Below are 16,812 nucleotides of genomic sequence, written 5' to 3'. Positions count from 1 at the left end.
TCGCCCCGGAACCGAAGGAGCAGACGATGACGACTACGCCGATCGTGCTGGGGCCGAACCAGCCCCCGGCGCGCCCGTACCGAGGCGGCGCGGGCATCCGGGCCCTGCGCGGTCGGGGCTCGGATGACCCGTTCGCGCCGGAGGACTTCGTCGCGTCGACGACGTGCACCTTCGGGTCGGACGTCGTCGGGCTGACGACCCTGCCGAACGGCGTGCTGCTCCGCGACGCGATCGAGGCGGACCCTGACGCCTGGCTCGGTGCGGACCACGTGGCGCGCTTCGGCGCCGACACGGGGCTGCTCGTAAAGATCCTGCACACAGGGGAGCGGCTCTTCAACCACGTGCATCCCGGCGCGGACTTCGCGCGGCGCCACCTCGGCGCGCCCCACGGCAAGACGGAGAGCTGGCTGATCGTCGACACGGGCGGGCGCGACGCCGGCGACGTCTGGCTGGGCTTCGCGCGTGACGTGACGGTCGCCGAGCTCGAGGCCTGGTTCGAGCGGCAGGACTCCGGCGAGATGCTCGAGGCGCTGAACCACATCCGGGTGCGCGCGGGTGACTACGTGCACGTGCCCGCGGGAACCCCGCACTCGATCGGCGAGGGCATCACGATGGTCGAGCTGCAGGAGCCGGTCGACCTCTCGGTCATCCTCGAGTACGCGCCGTTCCCCGCCCTCGACCGGGAAGCCGCGCTCCTCGGCCTGCCGGTCGAGACCGCGCTCGCCGCAGCGTCGACCGGGCGGACGACGCCGAGTCAGCTGCGCGAGCTGCACGGCCGGGCCGCCGACGGTGCGTTCCTGCCGGCCGAGGCGCAGCGGTTCTACCGCGCCGAGAGGGTCCGCGGCGGCGACGTACTCGACGCCGGGTTCAGCGTGGTGGTCGTGCTCGACGGGGCCGGGAGCATCGGCGGCGTCGACGTCGCGCGAGGGTCGACCGTTGTCGTGCCGTTCGCCGCGGGGGAGCTGACGGTCGGCGGGGACGTTGGTGCGGTGCGGTGCCGGCCGCCGGTGGCGTGAGTGTGTGGGCCGAACGCGGCGTCGACCGAGGCGGAACGTGGCGCCCGGCCCGCGTGCGCGCCCGGTGCACGGCTCAGCGGGTGACGTCGGTTGCGTCGGCGAGAACGCGTAGATGTCCCTCGACGACGTCGGCGAACATCGGACACTGCGCGTGACGCAGCGCGTCACTCAGAGTGCGCTCCCGGCGTGCGGTGCCTTCTTCCCGTTTGCCGTTCCAGTAGAGTGCCTGGTCGCGTGTGACGTCCCGCACCGCTTGGGGGGCGTTGCGCTCGATGAGCATGAAGAAGGTGTCCGGCGAGTACACGTCGTACGGCCGTTCCGCTGCGCCCTCGAAGTCCCGGAGGTTGTCGGTAAGGAGCACGTCGGCACCCGTAGATACCGCCGCATTGTGAACATGTGAGTCGTGCCGGTCGCGAAGCTGGGTTTCCGAACCGCCGGCCCAGTCGTCGGACACCTCGTCGAAGTATGTGGAGAAGATGCGCGTGCGCTTCTCTCTCATCGCGCCGTCCGCGTTCGGATGCCGTAGCCGCCAGGCTCGATTCGCTTCGTCGACGACGTCTCCTGACGTCCATAGTGAGAACATCTCGACGCGAAGTCGCAGTTGGAAGAGCCAGTCGTACTGGGTTCTGCTCCCCAGCACGTTCGCGTCGACGAAGACCCGGTGCATGTCGTTCAGGCTACGGAGCACCACTGACGTTCCCTGAGCTCAGTCGTCCTCGGGGAACTCCTCGTCGATCCCACGAAGTGCAACGAGAGCACGGCGCTGCTCTTCTCGGCGGCGGGCGACGAAATCGACCACGTCTCGGTGAGCGAAGCGATGATGCGTGCCGACTTTGTGGCTGGGGATCTCGCCCTGCTCGACGAGCTTCATGAGGGTCGGGCGCGAGATGCCGATCAACTGCGATGCCGTGCGCGTGGTGAGTTCGTCCGGAGTCGAACGGATGGACAGAGAACCCTGCGTGACGCCGGAGAGCACGAAGCTGACGAGTTCGGCGAGTTCGGCGGGAAGCTCGACTTCGGTGGCATCGTCGAGGACGACCTTCGTGCCGACGATTCTTCGGTCGCGGACGGTCTCGACAACGGTCCGTGCCTCTTCGCGCACCTGGTCCTCGATGAGGATCGCACCGGGCTCGAGTAGCTGGGTCGGCATGCTGCGCAGCTCCTTAATCGCATTGGTATCGAAGCGGCGCTGAGGGGTGAGTGTCGCCGTCTGTGCGCTTCAGCGTACGTGGTTTCACTTATAACTGCAACCGTGGCGATGAGGTGTGAGGGAGCGGGAGGTCTCTGGAAGGTGGAAAGTCGGCGGCCTGGAGAGGAAATATCGGAGCCGTTGGCACCGCAGGGTATCGGCCGCCGTCTCAAGGGCCGCTGGCTCCTCCGCCGGACCCGTGTGTCAGCCGCGCCAGCAGCTCATTGACCTCCCGCGCAACGCCCACGAGCGCGGCGTCTGCCCCGAGCGCCGCTGGGGCAATGGTGAGGTCCCGCGTCATCAACGGGTGCGAGCCCTCGTAGATCTCGCTGCGAAGGGCGGACATGAACGGCTCGAGCGACGTCAGCGCACCGCTCACATACAGCGCGCTCGGGTTGAAGAAGTTGACGACGGCGCACAGCACCTCGCCGAGATGGTGGCCGGATTCCCTCGCCAGCCGTGTGGCGACGGGGTGGGCGTCGCGCACCAGCGCGAGCACTTCGGTGGTCGAGTCGGCGTCGACGCCTTCCTCTCGCAACAGGCGGACGAGCGCGGCGCCCGAGGCGACCGTCTCGAGGCAACCGCGATTCCCACACGAGCACTGGCGGTCGTGCGCGGCCGAGACTCTGGTGTGTGTGATGTCGCCAGCGACTCCCGCCGCCCCGCGGTAGATCTGCCCGTCGATCACGATGCCTGCGCCGATGGCCGTGCCGGCCTTCACTGTGATCGAGGCGGTCGCCGACGGTGAATGCGCGAAGTGCTCGCCGATCGCCATCGCGTTCGCGTCGTTCTCGATCGCCGCAGGAACGCCGGCGATCTCGCTCAACAACGCGCTGATGTCGACGTCCGCCCATCCGGGCATGCGCGACGGGCTCACGACGCCGCGCGTGTCCGAATCGACGGGGCCGGGGAGGGCGATGCCGACGCCGGCCAGCGGTGCGGCACCGGCCATCCGGCGCAATTCCTCGATGCACGCGGTGAGCACGGAGCGAGGGCCGTCGCTCATCGTGACCGGGATCTCCGCGCTGCTGTCGAGAGGCTTGCCGCGCGGCACGACGGCCAGGCGCGCGTGGGCGCCGCCGAGGTCGATCGCTCCGATCAGGTCGGCGTCGCCCGCGAGCCGGAGTTCTTTCGCGCGGCGACCTCCCGTCGAGCCGCGAGCCTCACCTTCTTCGATCAGGCGCTGGGCCAACAGGGACTGCACGTGCTGCGACACCGTCGAGGGCGACAGGCTCAGGATCTGTGAGATCTCGCGGCGCGAACGAGCGCGGCCCGACCCGATCACGGCGAGTACGTGGTTCTCGGCCGTGCTGTTGCTGGTGCGCGTCATGGGTGCCCCCTCGCAGCGATACTTCGTGCGCATCGACTTCTTACGGTACCGGATTAACTTATTCGTGACACTTAATACTATTGGCGGATGAACTTTGTTCGGCTACCGTAGGAGCGGATCTGCTCCACACGCCCATCCCGTGCGACGCCGCGCGGGTATCACCAGGAGGACACATGCGAGCGAACATCGCATCCCGCGGCCGCAGGGCCGCACTGACCACGCTCGGCGCCATCGCGGCGGTCGGTCTCATCGCCGGATGCTCGGGAGGAGCGGGCGGCGCCGCGACCGGCGGCGATACGAGTGAGGTCAACTACGCCCTGCCGGCCAACGCGACCCCGAACTGGATGATTCCGCTCGCCACCGCCGGCAAGATGACGTCGCACAACTCTGCGATGATCCGCTCGCTGTACGAGCCGCTCATCGCGTACGACGGTTCGGCGGGCGACACCGTCGACCGCGTCCCCACCGCCGACCTGGCAGACACCGTCGAGTTCAGCGACGACGACACGAAGGTCACGATCACGCTCGACGAGCGCACGTGGTCGGACGGCGAGGCGGTCACGTCGGCCGACGTCGCGTTCTGGCTCGATCTCGTCAAGGCGAACAAGGACGTCTGGGGCAGTTACCGCGCCGGCGCGATGCCCGACCTCATCGAGTCGGTCGAGACGCCGGATGACAAGACCGTCGTCCTGAATTTCGACGGCTCCTACAACGAGGAGTGGCTGCTCGCCTCGCAGCTCACCCTGATCGTGCCCATCCCGGCGCACGCGTGGAGCATCACGGAGGACGGCGGCACCCCCGACCCCGAGCTCGCGAAGACCGAAGAGGGCGCGAAGCAGATCTGGGAGTACCTGATCGCGGAGGGCGAGGACCTCGGTGGCTACGCCGGCAACCCGCTCTTCGACACCACGAGCGGCCCGCTCGCGCTCGACAGCTTCAGCGACAGCGGCAAGGTGACCCTCGTCAAGAACGACGCCTACGACGGCGACGACGCCGCGCAGTCCGAGACGATCAACTTCCTGCCCTTCACCAGCGTCGATGCAGAGGTCGCCGCCGTGCGCTCAGGCGAGGTCGACTACGGCTACATTCCGACCAACGAACTCGACAACTCGGCTCAGTACGAAGACCTCGGCTATGACGTCGTGAACTGGGACGGCTGGGCCATCACGTACCTGCCGTACAACTTCAACAACCTCGAGATGGGTCCCGTCTACTCGCAGCTGTACGTGCGCCAGGCCCTGCAGCAGCTGATCGATCAGGACACGATCTCCGAGACGGTCTGGCACGGCGCCGCGAACCCGGGCTACGGCCCGGTGCCGCAGAACCCCGACAACAAGTTCCTGTCCGACGAGCAGCGCGAGAACCCGTACCCGTTCGATCCGGACGCCGCGACCGCTCTCCTCGAAGACAACGGTTGGACGCTCGGGTCCGACGGCATCTACGAGTGCGCCACCGGCGCCGACTGCGGTGACGGCATCGAGGATGGGCAGAAGCTCGCGATCACGATCCTCACTCAGAGCGGCAGCACCGAGACGGACAACATGTTCGCCACGATGAAGTCGACCTTCGAAGAGGCCGGCGTCGGCGTCACGATCGAAGAAGCCCCTCTGAACACGGTGCTCGGCTCGATCCCGTCGTGCGAGGCGGATTCGCCCGAGTGCACGTGGGAACTGCCCTTCTTCGGCACCGCGGGTTCGTGGTACTTCCCCGCCTACCCGACCGGTGAGCAGCTCTTCTCGACCAGCGGCGGCTCGAACTTCGGCTCGTACAGCGACGAGAAGATGGACGAGCTCATCGAAGCCACGCTCGCCGGTGGCGACGAGACCGCGATGCAGGAGTACTCGGCCTACGGCGCGACGCAGCTTCCTGTGATGTGGGTGCCGAACCCCGTCTACCAGGTGTCGGTCATCAGCCAGGGAATGACCGGCATTGAGCAGGACTCGCTGGGCAACTTCCACCCGCAGCGCTGGGGCTGGGAGAAGTAACCACCCGTGAGCTCGACTCCTGATTCGCTCCCCGCGACCGTCGCCGCGCAGGCGGCGGTCGCGGGCAAGCGGCCGCGCCGCCACCCGTTCCTGTTCTTCCTGCTGCGCCGCATCGCGCAGGCGCTCGTCGTGATCTTCGTGGTCACCATCGTCGTCTTCGTGCTGCTGCAGATGCTGCCGGGCGGCCCCGCGCGCGGCGTGCTCGGGGTGCAGGCCACGCCCGAGCAGATCGCGCAGTTCAACCACGAGCAGGGCTATGACCGCCCGCTGTGGGAGCAGTACTTCGCGTTCCTCGGCCGCCTGCTCACGGGCGATCTCGGGCAGTCGTTCCTGCTCAACATGTCGGTGGCCGACGCCATCAGCATGCGCCTTCCGAAGACGCTGCTGCTGACCGGGCTGTCACTGGTGATCGCGCTGGTCATCGCCATCCCCGTCGGCATCTTCCAGGCGGTGCGCCGCAACCGCGGCGCCGACTACACGCTCTCGACGCTGGCGATCATCGCCTACTCCACGCCGAGCTTCTTCCTCGGCATGCTGCTCATCATGATCTTCAGCCAGACGCTCGGCGTGCTGCCGGCGAATGCCCCGCAGGGCGAGACCGTCGCCGCCGTGCTGGCCGAGCCCGCGCGCCTGATCCTGCCGGTGCTCACGGGCGCGATCCCGCTCGTGGCCAACTTCAGCCGCTACATGCGCTCGTCCGCGCTCGATAACCTCAGCGAGGACTACATCCGCACGGCCCGTTCGAAGGGAACGCCGTTCCGTCGTGTGCTGTCGAAGCACCTCCTGCGCAACTCCCTGACGCCCGTGATCGCCATGCTCGGCTATCAGCTGCCGGTGATGTTCGGCGGCGCGCTCGTGATCGAGCAGCTCTTCAACTACCCGGGAATGGGCCTGCTGTTCTGGAGCGCCGCGCAGTCGAGCGACTTCCCCGTGCTGTTGGGCTGCGTGCTCGTCATCTCCGTCGCCACGGTCATCGGGTCTCTGCTGGCCGACATCATCCAGGCGGTCCTCGACCCGCGCATCCGGGGAGGCCTCGCATGAGCTTCATGAAGCGCTTCGCCCAGAACAAGTTGGCGGTCGTCGGGCTCGTCATTCTCGCACTGGCGGTGCTGTTCGTGACGATCGGGCCGCTGCTGTACCCGACGGATCAGGTGCACACCAACCTCGAGATCGCCGATCTGAAGCCCGGCGAGCAGGGGCATCCGCTCGGCACCGACGCGCTCGGCTACGACGTGCTCGGCCGCCTCATGATCGGCGGGCGCACCTCGCTGCTCGTCGGCATCTTCGCCGGCCTGCTGGCCACCGTGATCGGCACACTGTGGGGTGCGATCGCCGGCTACATCGGCGGGGTCGTCGACGCCGTGATGATGCGCATCGTCGATGCCGGAATCGCGATCCCGGCGATCTTCCTCCTGCTCGTGCTGTCGAGCATCGTGCAGCCGAGCGTCGGCATCATGATCGTCGTCATCGGGGTCGTCTCGTGGCTCGTGCCCGCCCGATTGGTGCGCGCCGAGGCCCTGTCGGTGAAGACCCGTGACTACGTGGTCGCCGCCCGCGCGATGGGGGCCTCCCACACACGCATCGTCGGCCGCCACATCGTTCCCAACACCGTCGGCACCGTCGTCGTCAATGCGACCTTCCAGGTGGCCGACGCGATCCTGCTCGTCGCCTACGTGAGCTTCCTCGGCATGGGCCTGCAGCCCCCGGCGACCGACTGGGGAGCGATGCTCAGCGACGGCCTCGGCCTCATCTACCAGAGCGCCTGGTGGCTCATCCTGCCGCCCGGTATCGCGATCGTGCTCGTCGTCTGTGCGCTGAACTTCATCGGCGACGGCCTGCGCGATGCCTTCGACGTGAAGGGAAAGACGGCATGACCGAGCCCGTTTCCGCGGTACTCCGCGTCGACGACCTGCGTGTGCGATTCGCCGGGCAGAAGGAGGATGCCGTCCGCGGCGTCACCCTCGACGTTCGTCCCGGCGAGGTCGTCGCCCTCGTCGGTGAGTCCGGGTCCGGCAAGTCGGTCACATCGTTCGCGGCGATGGGCCTGCTCCCGCGCACCGCCACCGCGAACGGATCGATCACCGTGGGCGGCGCCGAGGTGATCGGCACCGATGCGGCCACGATGGACTCGCTGCGCGGCCGCGTCGTCTCCATGGTGTTCCAGGAGCCGATGACGGCGCTCAACCCGACGATGACGCTGGGCGCCCAGATCGCCGAGGCCATCCGCAACCACACCTCTGCGACGAAGGCGGAAGCACGCGAGCGCGCGGTCGAGCTCATGGCCAAGGTGGGCATCCCCGAGCCGGAGCGGCGCGCCGCGCAGTTCCCGCACGAGCTCTCGGGCGGCCAGCGCCAGCGCGTTGTGATCGCCATCGCCCTCGCATGCGAGCCGAAGGTCATCATCGCCGACGAGCCCACCACGGCGCTCGACGTGACGGTGCAGGCCGAGATCCTCGACCTGCTGCGTCGGCTCGTGCAGGAGCGCGACACCGGGTTGCTGCTCATCACGCATAACATGGGCGTCGTCGCCGATCTCGCCGACCGCGTCTTCGTGATGCGGCACGGACGAGTCGTCGAATCCGGCACGGCGGCACAGGTGCTCACGGCACCGACGCACGATTACACGCAGAGCCTGCTCGCGGCGATCCCGGCGCTTCCGCCCGCGTCGTTCGGCGGGGTGGATGCCGCCGGGGCCGCACATGAGTTCGAGACGCCGGAATCGCCGGTCATCTCCCTCGCCGCCGTGACGGCCGGCTATCGCGTGGGCGGCCGGTACGTCCCGGCCGTGCACGACATCAGCTTCGCCATCGGTGCGGGCGAGTTCGTCGGCCTGGTCGGCGAATCCGGATCCGGCAAGTCGACGGTCAGCAAGCTCGCGCTGGGTCTGCTGCCAGCGGCATCCGGCGAGCTCACCCTGCTCGGCGAACAGATGCACCGCGTGCGCGGTCGTCGCGCTCGCCGCATGCTGCGCGACGTCGGCGTCGTGTTCCAGGACCCCGGCGGGTCCCTGGACCCCCGGATGACCGTGGGGGAGTCGATCGCCGAGCCGCTCGCGATCCACGAGCCGAGGATGTCGGGCCGCGACCGCCGCAAGCGCGTCGCCGAGCTGCTCGATGCCGTGCGTCTGCCCGCCGACTCGGCCGGCCGCTACCCGCACGAGTTCTCGGGCGGTCAGCGCCAGCGCGTCGGTCTGGCCCGCGCACTGGTGCTCAAGCCGCGCCTCCTGGTCGCCGATGAGCCGACCAGCGCGCTCGACGTGTCGGTGCAGGCGGAGGTGCTCGACGTGCTGCGTTCACTGCATGCCGAGCTCGGCTTCGGTTGCCTGTTCGTCAGCCATGACCTGGGTGTGATCAACGAGCTCACGGAGCGTGTCATCGTGATGCGGTCCGGCCGCATCGTCGAACAGGGGCGCACCGGCGACGTGCTGCGCGCCCCGCGCGAGCGCTACACGCAGGAACTCCTGGCATCCGTGCCTTCGCCCGACCCCGTTGCCCAGCGAGAGCGCCGTGCCGCGCGAGCCGGGCTCATGGAGATGTGACATGACCCTTCCCCGTATCGCCATCGTCGGCATCGCGATCGAGTCGAGCGCGTATGCGGCACACAAGGCCGACTACCGCGACTTCCCGGTGCTGACAGGAGACGCCCTGTTCGCACGGTATGCCTTCCTCACCGAGGGCGCGCCGCTGCGCGCGGCGGCCGAGTGGTTGCCGATCTTCATGGCGCGCGCCATCCCCGGCGGCGCCGTGCGTCGCGAGGTGTACGACGATTTCAAGCAGCGGATCGTGGCCGGTTTGCGTGAGGCCGGCCCCATCGACGGGGTGTACTTCGACATCCACGGTGCGATGAGCGTCGTCGGCATGGACGATGCCGAGGGAGACCTCGTCACCGCCGTGCGCGAGGTCGTCGGCGCCGATGCGCTGATCGCCGCGCCCATGGACCTGCACGGCAACATGTCGGAGACGCTCGCTCTCGCCCTGGACCTGCCGACCTGCTATCGCCTCGCGCCGCACGAGGACGCGTGGGAGACGAAGGAGCGCTCCGCCGCGCGTCTGGTCGAGTGGCTCGGCCGGGGCGAGAAACCGATGACGGCATGGGTGCGCGTGCCGATCCTGCTTCCCGGCGAGAAGACCTCGACGCGCGTCGAGCCCGCTCGATCCCTCTACGCGCAGCTCGACGACGTCGAGAAGAGGCCGGGCATCAGCGACCTCGGCCTTTGGATCGGCTACGCGTGGGCGGATGAACCGCGCTGCCACGCCACGGTCATGGTCACGGGCGACGACATCGACGTGATCACGGCGGAGGCCGAGCGGATCGCCGGCGAGGTGTGGGACGCCCGCGACGCGTTCGAGTTCGTCGGGCCCCCCGGCTCGCTCGACGAGGCGGTCGCATCGGCGCTGGCACATGAGGGTGAGAAGCCCTACCTGATCAGCGACTCCGGTGACAACCCCGGCGCAGGCGGATCGGGTGACGTGACGTGGACGCTCGCCCGGCTGCTCGAGAGGCCCGAGCTCACTGGCGACGATGCCCCCGTGACGTACGTCGCTTCGATCTTCGACCACGACGCCGTGCCGGCGCTCGCCTCGGTCGAGGTGGGGTCTGCGGTCGACATCACGGCTGGGGCCCGCGTCGACCATCGCGTTTCCGAGCCGGTGCGCATCACCGGTGTGCTCGAGTCGTTCCACGAGGGCGACCCCGCGGCCGGCCGCATCGCCGTGATCCGCGTCGGCGGCATCCGGGCGATCGTCACGGAGTTCCGCAAGGCTTTCCACGACGTCGCCGACTTCCAGGCGCTCGGGCTCGAGCCCGCCGAGGCCGACATCGTGGTTACGAAGATCGGGTACCTCGAGCCGACGCTGTACGACGTGGCCAAGGGCTGGACGCTCGCGCTGACGCCCGGGCCCGTCGACCAGGACCTCGAGCGGCTCGGTCACAGCCGCATCGCGCGCCCGATGTTCCCGTATGACGAGTTCGCCGAGCGGCCCGACCTCTCGGCTGCCGTGCTGCAGGGCCGCGACTACGTGCGCGGCTTCGAGGACGCATGAGACCTTCGGTACCGGAAACCGGCGGCCGGGCACTGAGCTTCGAACTGGCCGTGCAGGACGTGCGCGGCCTCGTCGTCGCGGCCGACGTCCGACCCGACCGGATGGAGCTGTGCACGGCGCTGTCGACCGGCGGCGTAACCCCGTCATCCGGTCTGATCGAAGCGGCTGTCGCCACGGGCGTGCCCGTGCACGTGCTCGTGCGGCCCCGCGAGGGCGGCTTCGAGTACGACGAACAGGAGAAGGCACTGATCGTGGCGGATTCAGCCAGGGCCGTTGCGCTCGGCGCTGCCGGCGTGGTCGTCGGCGGGCTCGCGGACGGTGCGATCGATGTGACGCTCACAACGCGGGTGAGCGAGGCCGTCGGGCACGCCGAAGTGACGTTCCACCGCGCGTTCGACCAACTCGCGGATCAGGGAGCAGGCGTTGACCTGCTCGCTGATCTGGGCGTGACGCGCGTTCTGACATCCGGCGGTGCTGCGTCGGCTCTCGAGGGGATCGGTACGCTTCGGCGGCTCGCGGGCCGTGCTCGCGGGCGCGTGCAGATCATGGCGGGCGCCGGCGTGACGTCGGCGAACGCGGGGGAGCTGGCCGAAACCGGCGTCGACGCCGTCCATGCGTCGGCGAAGAAGGCCGTCGTCGAACGGTTGGCGGTGGGTCTCGGAAGCGCGGCCAGCGCCGGAGAAGCCGTGTTCCACACCGCGGATGCCGACGAAGCCCGCGCGATCAAGGCCGTGCTGCGAGGAGAACGTTGAGCGCGCTGGGCATCGACTACGGCGGCACGCACACCAAGCTTCTGCTCGTCGATGACGGCGGCGCGGTGCTCGCGCGCGAGACCGTGCCGACGGGCACGCTGGCCGAACTCGGGGGTGCTGCGGGCCGCTTCATCGACGCGTCGCCAACGCCGGTGAGGTCGTTCGCTGTCACGGTGGCGGGCACGCTCGACCCGTCGAACGGCGTCGTGGGGCGCAGCGCGAACCTGCCGTGGCTCAACGGCGTCGCGCCGGCCGAGCTCCTGTCGGAGCAGCTCGCGATGCCGGGCGTCGCCGTGCAGGACGGCGAGGCGGGGGCGATCGCCGAGGCGCGTTTCGGTGCCGGCCGCGGCAGCGGCGACGTGTTCGTGATCGTGCTCGGCACGGGCATCGCAGGGGCTCACGTGCTGAAGGGTTCGGTGCATCGCGGCGCCCACGGCGGGGCCGGTGAGATCGGGCACGTGCCCGTCGCCGACAACGGCGTGAGGTGCTCGTGCGGTCAGCGGGGGTGCCTCGAGACGGCGATCGGCGGGCAGCAGCTGGGCCTTCGGTGGAGCGAGCGCGGCGCGGAGCGCCAGGACTCGAACGCGCGCGACGTCGTCGAGGCAGCGGATGCGGGCGACGAGGCGGCGGTGGCCGTGCTCGATGATGCGGCCCGCGCCCTCGGCCGCGCGATCCTCAACGTCAGCGCCGTGGTCGACCCGGCGCTGATCGTCGTCGGCGGCGGCGTCGCACGCTCACCCGAGTGGACCGTCGAGCCGGCCGTGGCGCATGCGCGCACCGAGGCGACATTCCACGTCCTGCCCGAGGTGAAGCTGGCATCCCTCGGCGTGTGGGCGGGAGCCCGCGGTGCGGCCGCTGTGGCGGCGGATGTGCTCGCTCGGGCGGGCGCGGCGGTGAACCGCGGCTGAGGCATGCGAACTACCGCAGCGAAGCGCCCTCGTGGTCGCCCGGTTCGGCAACGGCCGAGTGACCACGAGGGCGTCTTCTGCGGGTGTCGGGGAGACGACCCGTCGGCTGCTCACTCCTCCGCGCCGCTGGCGCCGAGGAGTTCGCGCACGCGTGCCGATACCCGGTGGAACTCCGGGGTCTCGAGCGTTTCCGCGTAGCCGCGACGCTTCGGCAGATCGACCGTGTGCTCTTCGATGATGCGGCCGGGGCGCGGGCTCATCACGATCACGCGGCTGGCCAGGTACACGGCCTCGGCAACCGAGTGCGTCACGAGCATGACCGTGGTGCCGGTCTCCGCCCAGATGCGGTTCAGCTCGATGTTCATCCGTTCCCGGGTGAGAGCATCGAGCGCGCCGAAGGGCTCGTCCATGAGCAGCACGCTCGGCTTGTGCAGCAGCGCTCGGCACAGAGAGACGCGCTGCTGCATGCCGCCCGACAGCTCGTGCGGCAGGGCCTTCTCGAACCCCGTCAGGCCCGTCATCTCGATGAGCTCGTCGGCGCGCTTGCGGGCGGCCGTCGAGTCCATTCCGCGCATCTCCGCCTGGAGGAGGATGTTGCCGCGTACGCTGCGCCATTCGAGCAGTGCGGCGCGCTGGAACACGTAGCCGATGTCCTGGCGCGGACCCTTCACCTGCTCGCCTCGCAGTTGAACGGAACCCGCCGAGGGCAGGGTGAGCCCGGCAACAGCCTTGAGGAGCGTCGACTTTCCGCAACCCGAGGGTCCGGCGATCGTGACGAACTCTCCCTGCTCGACGTGCAGGTTGATGTCCTGCAGGGCCGTCACCTTGCTGCGCTTCGAGGCGAAGGTGATGTCTACGTCGTCTACCGCGACGGCCGCGGTCTTCTGGGCAACTGCGCTCATCATCACTCCGGCTGGAACTCGTCGGTGTAGTACGTGTCAACCGTGGCGCCCTCGGCCGAGAGGCCTGCGCCCGAGAGCACTTCGATCGTCGACTCCCAGTCCTCCGCGGCGTTCGTGCCCGGCACCTGGCCGGCCGTGGCCTCGGTCTCGAGGAGCTTGATGGTCTCCTCCCACTGGCCCTGCAACACATCCGCCGAAGGCATCTGCGGATCCTTGCCCTCCATCGCCGCGACGGCGGCTGCCGGATCCTCGGCGGCCGCCGAGAAAGCCTCGCTGGTCGCCTGCATCAGCTCGTCGACGAGCTCCGGATTCGACTCGATCATGTCGTTCGACGCGATCATGCCGTTGCTGTAGAAGTTCAGGCCGGCATCCGAGTATCGGAGGTAGTTCATCTCCTTGCCGCTCTCCGCCGCGATCGTGGGCCCCTGGTCATGCGCGAAGCCGATCAGGCCATCGACCTGACCCGACAGCACGGCCGAGATCTTTCCTGCGGGGTCGAGATTCTGCTGCTTGACGTCGGATTCCTGCAGGCCCACCGCTTCGAGGTACAGCGGGAACGTCGTCGTCGGAGCGTCTCCGGCGGAGACGGCGATCGTCGTGCCCTTGAGGTCCTCGGGTGCTTCGATGCCCGAGTCTGCGAAGACCTGCACGGCCGACGGCGTGGTCTGGAGGAAGACGCCCGTGCTCTTGACCTGCACACCCTTGTCGATGTTCGCCATGACGGCGGGGCTGTCGGCCCAGCCGAAATCGACCTGGCCCTGGCCGACGGCCTGCGTGGTCTTTGTCGAGCCCTGGCCGGCCTCGATCGTGAGGTCGATGCCGTGCTCCTCGAAGATGCCCTGTTCGACGCCGTAGTAGAACGGAGCGTGCTCACCATAGGGGTACCAGTTGAGCATCAGGGTCACCGAAGCATTGCCCTCGGCGTTCTCTTCGACGGGAGCCCCCGAGCCGCCAGCGCAGCCTGCGAAGGCGAGCGCTCCGGCACCGGCGAGTGCGATGGGGGCGAGGATACGAGTCTTGCGGTTCATGATTGCCATCTCCTTCGATGGGTTGTCTTGAGTGCTATGCGCCCGCGCGGGCGACGGATGAGCCGGTGCCGCGCCGCGACGCGTGCCACGGGATGAGGAAGCGCTCGGCGATCTGGATGATCGCGAACAGCAGCACGCCCATGAGGGACATGATGATGAGCGCGGCGAAGAGCATCGCGGTGTCGAGGTTGCCGTTCGCCTGCAGGATGACGTAGCCGAGGCCCTCGTTCGCGCCGACGAACTCACCGACGACCGCGCCCGTGACCGCGAGCGTGGCCGCGACCTTGAGGCCGCCGAGCAGCTCGGGGAGAGCGGCGGGCAGGCGCACCTTGAGGAACGTCTTGATGCGGCCAGCGCCCATGGTCGACGTCAGCTGGAGGATCTCGGGGTCGACCGACCGCAGTCCCGAGAGTCCGGAGATCACCACGGGGAAGAACGCCATCAGCACGGCGACGAGGATCTTGGGCCCCATGCCGAAGCCGAGCCACACGATGAACAGCGGCGCGATCGCGATCTTCGGGATCACCTGGGCGAACAGGATGATCGGGTAGAGCGTCTTCTCCAGCCCGCTGGAGTAGACCATCACGACGGCGACGAGCAGGCCGAGGACGACGGCGATGACGAAGCCGATGACCGTCTCGTACGTCGTCACCCACGTGTTCTGCATGAGGTACGCCGGGCTGTTGGCGAACGCCGCCCAGGTGTCAGCAGGGGAGGGAAGGATGTACGGCGCCACCGCCCCCGATTCCGTCGCGATCCACCATGCGACGAAGAGCACGATCAGGAACACGACCGGGTGCCAGCTGTTGAGCCACCATCGGACGAGCAGAGGGGTCCGATTCGCCGGACGCGCGGCGGCTGTCGCCATGGCCTCAGTGGCGTTCTGTTGAGATGTCGTCATATGTGCTCCACATCGTCGTGAAGAGGCGGTGTCGTCGGCGGGATCCGACGCGGGAAAGCGTTATCCCGAGCCCATGCAAACATCGGGCAGAGGGAGTGTCAAATCGACTTCTGACCTACCCGAGCAGTTGCCCAGGGGGCGAGCTCGATCGGGAGCGGCGCGGATGCACGGGATCTCGGAATGCCCCTGCATCCGCGCCGCCTCGTCCGGTCGACTTCACTCAGCGGCTAGGTGAAGCACGCCGTCCACTCGGCGGGGGATGTCGGCACTGCCGTCGCGCAGCTCCTCTGGCAGGACCTCCTCGGGAGCGTCCTGCCAGGCGAGCGGGCGCAGGAAGCGGCGGACTGCCGTGACGCCGACCGATGTGTGCTGGGTGTTGGTCGCCGGCCACGGGCCGCCGTGGTTCATCGCCCACGCGACCCGCACGCCCGTCGGGTAGCCGTTGTACACGATGCGGCCGACGAGGTCTTCGACGGCGTCGGTGAGGGCCGCTCGTGTATCGACCTCGTCCGGTTCGGTGTGGATCGTCGCCGTGAGTGAGCGCGGTACAAGCTCGATGGCGCGGCGCACCTCGTCGATCTCTCGGTAGCGGACTAGGACGACGAGCGGGCCGAAGGCCTCCTCTGCGACGGCAGGGGTGACATCTGGCGCGTCGATCTCCAGCACGGCGGGGCTCAGAGAAAAGCCGGCGTCGCCCGTGCGGGGCGCGACCAGGCTGCGTGCACCGCCCTCGTCGATGAGTCGAGCGCGGATGTCGTCGAAGGCGCCGTGAATGCGCGAATTGAGCAGCGTCTGGGCTGCCGCGGACTCGGCGCGGGCGACGATGTCGGACACAACGGCATCGCCCGCAGGGCCCGCTGGCACGAACGCGATGCCGGGCTTCGTGCACAGCTGGCCGGCCGATCCCGTCACCGAGCCGAACAGTCCCTCGCCGATCGCCTCGGCGCGGGCGGCGACCGCGCCGCTCGAGGCGACGAGTGGGTTCAGGCTCGACAGTTCGCCGAAGAAGGGGATCGGGGTCGGGCGCTCGTCGATGATGCCCTGCAGGATCTTGCCCGTATGCAGGGATCCGGTGAATCCCACGGCCGTGATGTGCGGATCGGCGACCAGCGCCGAGCCCGCTTGCTGTCCGTACACGATGCCGAAGGTGCCGTTCGGCGCGCCGTACGCGTTCGCGGCCGCCGTGAGGGCGTCATAGGAGCGCTGCGAGGTCACGGGATGCGAGCTGTGCGCCTTGACGACGACGGGGTTGCCCGCTGCGATCGCCGACGCGGTGTCGCCGCCGACGACGGAGAAGGCGAACGGGAAGTTGCTTGCACCGAAGACGGCGATGGGGCCGATCGGAACCAGCATGCGGCGCACGTCGGGCCCCGGCCCGAGCGGAGTCTCACTCGCGTGGTCGATGATCGCCTCGAGGTAGCCGCCGTCCTCGACCGCGTCGGCGAATATCCGGAACTGGAAGGCGCTGCGCGACAGCTCGCCGTTCAGGCGGGCTTCGGCGAGGCCGGTTTCGCTCGCTGCCGCGCCGATAAGAGCCTCGCGGCGCTCCTCCAAGCCGTCGGCGAGCGCCCGGAGCAGGCCTGCGCGCCACTCGCGTGGGCGGGAGCGCAGATCGCGGAACGCTTCGCCCGAGCGAGCCGCGATCTGCGCGACCGTTTCCGCCGAGGTTGCCGTGATGTCAGTGTCGACGGTCACCCCAGTTCGGGGGTCTGTGGTGGTCAGGGTGGTCATGCTGTCGTCCTTTCGGGGCGGAGGAACG

At 68.9% G+C, this 16,812-nt stretch carries 15 protein-coding genes; 8 read left to right on the top strand and 7 right to left on the bottom strand.

Annotated features, from left to right (window positions below; translation table 11 throughout):
- The first annotated feature begins 26 nt into the window (after window positions 1–26).
- On the top strand, window positions 27–1,016 hold the full coding sequence (locus tag C0010_RS03505) for a hypothetical protein (protein WP_105565679.1): 990 nt from the start codon (window positions 27–29) through the stop codon (window positions 1,014–1,016).
- A 73-nt stretch (window positions 1,017–1,089) separates the two neighbouring features.
- Here the strand turns inward: C0010_RS03505 and C0010_RS03500 are convergent, their stop codons facing one another.
- The 3 genes from C0010_RS03500 to C0010_RS03490 form a co-directional block, all read right to left on the bottom strand.
- Window positions 1,090–1,683, bottom strand: a complete 594-nt coding sequence (locus C0010_RS03500) for a PIN domain-containing protein (protein ID WP_158685253.1) — start codon at window positions 1,681–1,683, stop codon at window positions 1,090–1,092.
- 39 nt (window positions 1,684–1,722) lie between these two features.
- Window positions 1,723–2,166: a helix-turn-helix domain-containing protein gene (locus tag C0010_RS03495; RefSeq protein ID WP_105565677.1), complete on the bottom strand. Its 444-nt coding sequence runs from the start codon at window positions 2,164–2,166 to the stop codon at window positions 1,723–1,725.
- A gap of 208 nt (window positions 2,167–2,374) precedes the next feature.
- Window positions 2,375–3,535 (bottom strand): ROK family transcriptional regulator, encoded by a 1,161-nt coding sequence (locus C0010_RS03490; RefSeq protein ID WP_158685251.1) that lies wholly within the window; start codon window positions 3,533–3,535, stop codon window positions 2,375–2,377.
- 173 nt (window positions 3,536–3,708) lie between these two features.
- Between C0010_RS03490 and C0010_RS03485 the strand changes: the two genes are divergently transcribed.
- From C0010_RS03485 to C0010_RS03455, 7 genes are read left to right on the top strand one after another with little or no spacing between them, the layout of a single operon-like run.
- Window positions 3,709–5,520, top strand: coding sequence for a peptide ABC transporter substrate-binding protein (locus C0010_RS03485; protein WP_105565675.1), 1,812 nt, complete (start codon window positions 3,709–3,711; stop codon window positions 5,518–5,520).
- Between the two features lie 6 nt (window positions 5,521–5,526).
- Entirely contained in the window at window positions 5,527–6,561 is a 1,035-nt protein-coding gene (locus C0010_RS03480) for an ABC transporter permease (protein WP_456299255.1), read from the top strand.
- Entirely contained in the window at window positions 6,558–7,394 is an 837-nt protein-coding gene (locus tag C0010_RS03475) for an ABC transporter permease (RefSeq protein ID WP_105565674.1), read from the top strand. The genes C0010_RS03480 and C0010_RS03475 overlap by 4 nt, the downstream gene beginning before the upstream one ends.
- Entirely contained in the window at window positions 7,391–9,058 is a 1,668-nt protein-coding gene (locus C0010_RS03470; protein ID WP_105565673.1) for a dipeptide ABC transporter ATP-binding protein, read from the top strand. Before C0010_RS03475 ends, C0010_RS03470 begins: the two co-directional genes overlap by 4 nt.
- Window position 9,059: 1 nt before the next feature.
- Window positions 9,060–10,562, top strand: coding sequence for a M81 family metallopeptidase (locus C0010_RS03465; protein WP_105565672.1), 1,503 nt, complete (start codon window positions 9,060–9,062; stop codon window positions 10,560–10,562).
- Window positions 10,559–11,314, top strand: a complete 756-nt coding sequence (locus C0010_RS03460) for a copper homeostasis protein CutC (RefSeq protein WP_105565671.1) — start codon at window positions 10,559–10,561, stop codon at window positions 11,312–11,314. The genes C0010_RS03465 and C0010_RS03460 overlap by 4 nt, the downstream gene beginning before the upstream one ends.
- Window positions 11,311–12,222, top strand: coding sequence for an ROK family protein (locus tag C0010_RS03455; RefSeq protein ID WP_105565670.1), 912 nt, complete (start codon window positions 11,311–11,313; stop codon window positions 12,220–12,222). The genes C0010_RS03460 and C0010_RS03455 overlap by 4 nt, the downstream gene beginning before the upstream one ends.
- A gap of 110 nt (window positions 12,223–12,332) precedes the next feature.
- Here the strand turns inward: C0010_RS03455 and C0010_RS03450 are convergent, their stop codons facing one another.
- The 4 genes from C0010_RS03450 to C0010_RS03435 all read right to left on the bottom strand — a co-directional run bounded on the left by C0010_RS03450 (window position 12,333) and on the right by C0010_RS03435 (window position 16,784).
- Entirely contained in the window at window positions 12,333–13,124 is a 792-nt protein-coding gene (locus C0010_RS03450) for an ABC transporter ATP-binding protein (protein WP_232531706.1), read from the bottom strand.
- A gap of 2 nt (window positions 13,125–13,126) precedes the next feature.
- Window positions 13,127–14,152: an ABC transporter substrate-binding protein gene (locus tag C0010_RS03445; protein WP_105565668.1), complete on the bottom strand. Its 1,026-nt coding sequence runs from the start codon at window positions 14,150–14,152 to the stop codon at window positions 13,127–13,129.
- A gap of 34 nt (window positions 14,153–14,186) precedes the next feature.
- The gene (locus C0010_RS03440) at window positions 14,187–15,020 is read right to left on the bottom strand and encodes an ABC transporter permease (protein ID WP_105565916.1); all 834 of its coding nucleotides are present in this window, start codon (window positions 15,018–15,020) and stop codon (window positions 14,187–14,189) included.
- Window positions 15,021–15,269: 249 nt separating this feature from the next.
- Window positions 15,270–16,784, bottom strand: coding sequence for an aldehyde dehydrogenase (NADP(+)) (locus C0010_RS03435; RefSeq protein WP_105565667.1), 1,515 nt, complete (start codon window positions 16,782–16,784; stop codon window positions 15,270–15,272).
- Between the last annotated feature and the right edge of the window lie 28 nt (window positions 16,785–16,812).

Source organism: Microbacterium halophytorum (assembly GCF_002970975.1).
GTDB classification, from domain to species: domain Bacteria; phylum Actinomycetota; class Actinomycetes; order Actinomycetales; family Microbacteriaceae; genus Microbacterium; species Microbacterium halophytorum.
This window is presented reverse-complemented; position numbering and strand designations above follow the sequence as displayed.

Coding starts and splice junctions, on each gene's coding strand:
- C0010_RS03465 (WP_105565672.1), top strand. CDS start 9,060: ATGACCCTTCCCCGTATCGCCATCGTCGGCATCGCGATCGAGTCGAGC.
- C0010_RS03440 (WP_105565916.1), bottom strand. CDS start 15,020: ATGGCGACAGCCGCCGCGCGTCCGGCGAATCGGACCCCTCTGCTCGTC.
- C0010_RS03435 (WP_105565667.1), bottom strand. CDS start 16,784: ATGACCACCCTGACCACCACAGACCCCCGAACTGGGGTGACCGTCGAC.
- C0010_RS03460 (WP_105565671.1), top strand. CDS start 10,559: ATGAGACCTTCGGTACCGGAAACCGGCGGCCGGGCACTGAGCTTCGAA.
- C0010_RS03450 (WP_232531706.1), bottom strand. CDS start 13,124: ATGAGCGCAGTTGCCCAGAAGACCGCGGCCGTCGCGGTAGACGACGTA.
- C0010_RS03505 (WP_105565679.1), top strand. CDS start 27: ATGACGACTACGCCGATCGTGCTGGGGCCGAACCAGCCCCCGGCGCGC.
- C0010_RS03445 (WP_105565668.1), bottom strand. CDS start 14,152: ATGAACCGCAAGACTCGTATCCTCGCCCCCATCGCACTCGCCGGTGCC.
- C0010_RS03490 (WP_158685251.1), bottom strand. CDS start 3,535: ATGACGCGCACCAGCAACAGCACGGCCGAGAACCACGTACTCGCCGTG.
- C0010_RS03475 (WP_105565674.1), top strand. CDS start 6,558: ATGAGCTTCATGAAGCGCTTCGCCCAGAACAAGTTGGCGGTCGTCGGG.
- C0010_RS03485 (WP_105565675.1), top strand. CDS start 3,709: ATGCGAGCGAACATCGCATCCCGCGGCCGCAGGGCCGCACTGACCACG.
- C0010_RS03500 (WP_158685253.1), bottom strand. CDS start 1,683: ATGCACCGGGTCTTCGTCGACGCGAACGTGCTGGGGAGCAGAACCCAG.
- C0010_RS03470 (WP_105565673.1), top strand. CDS start 7,391: ATGACCGAGCCCGTTTCCGCGGTACTCCGCGTCGACGACCTGCGTGTG.
- C0010_RS03495 (WP_105565677.1), bottom strand. CDS start 2,166: ATGCCGACCCAGCTACTCGAGCCCGGTGCGATCCTCATCGAGGACCAG.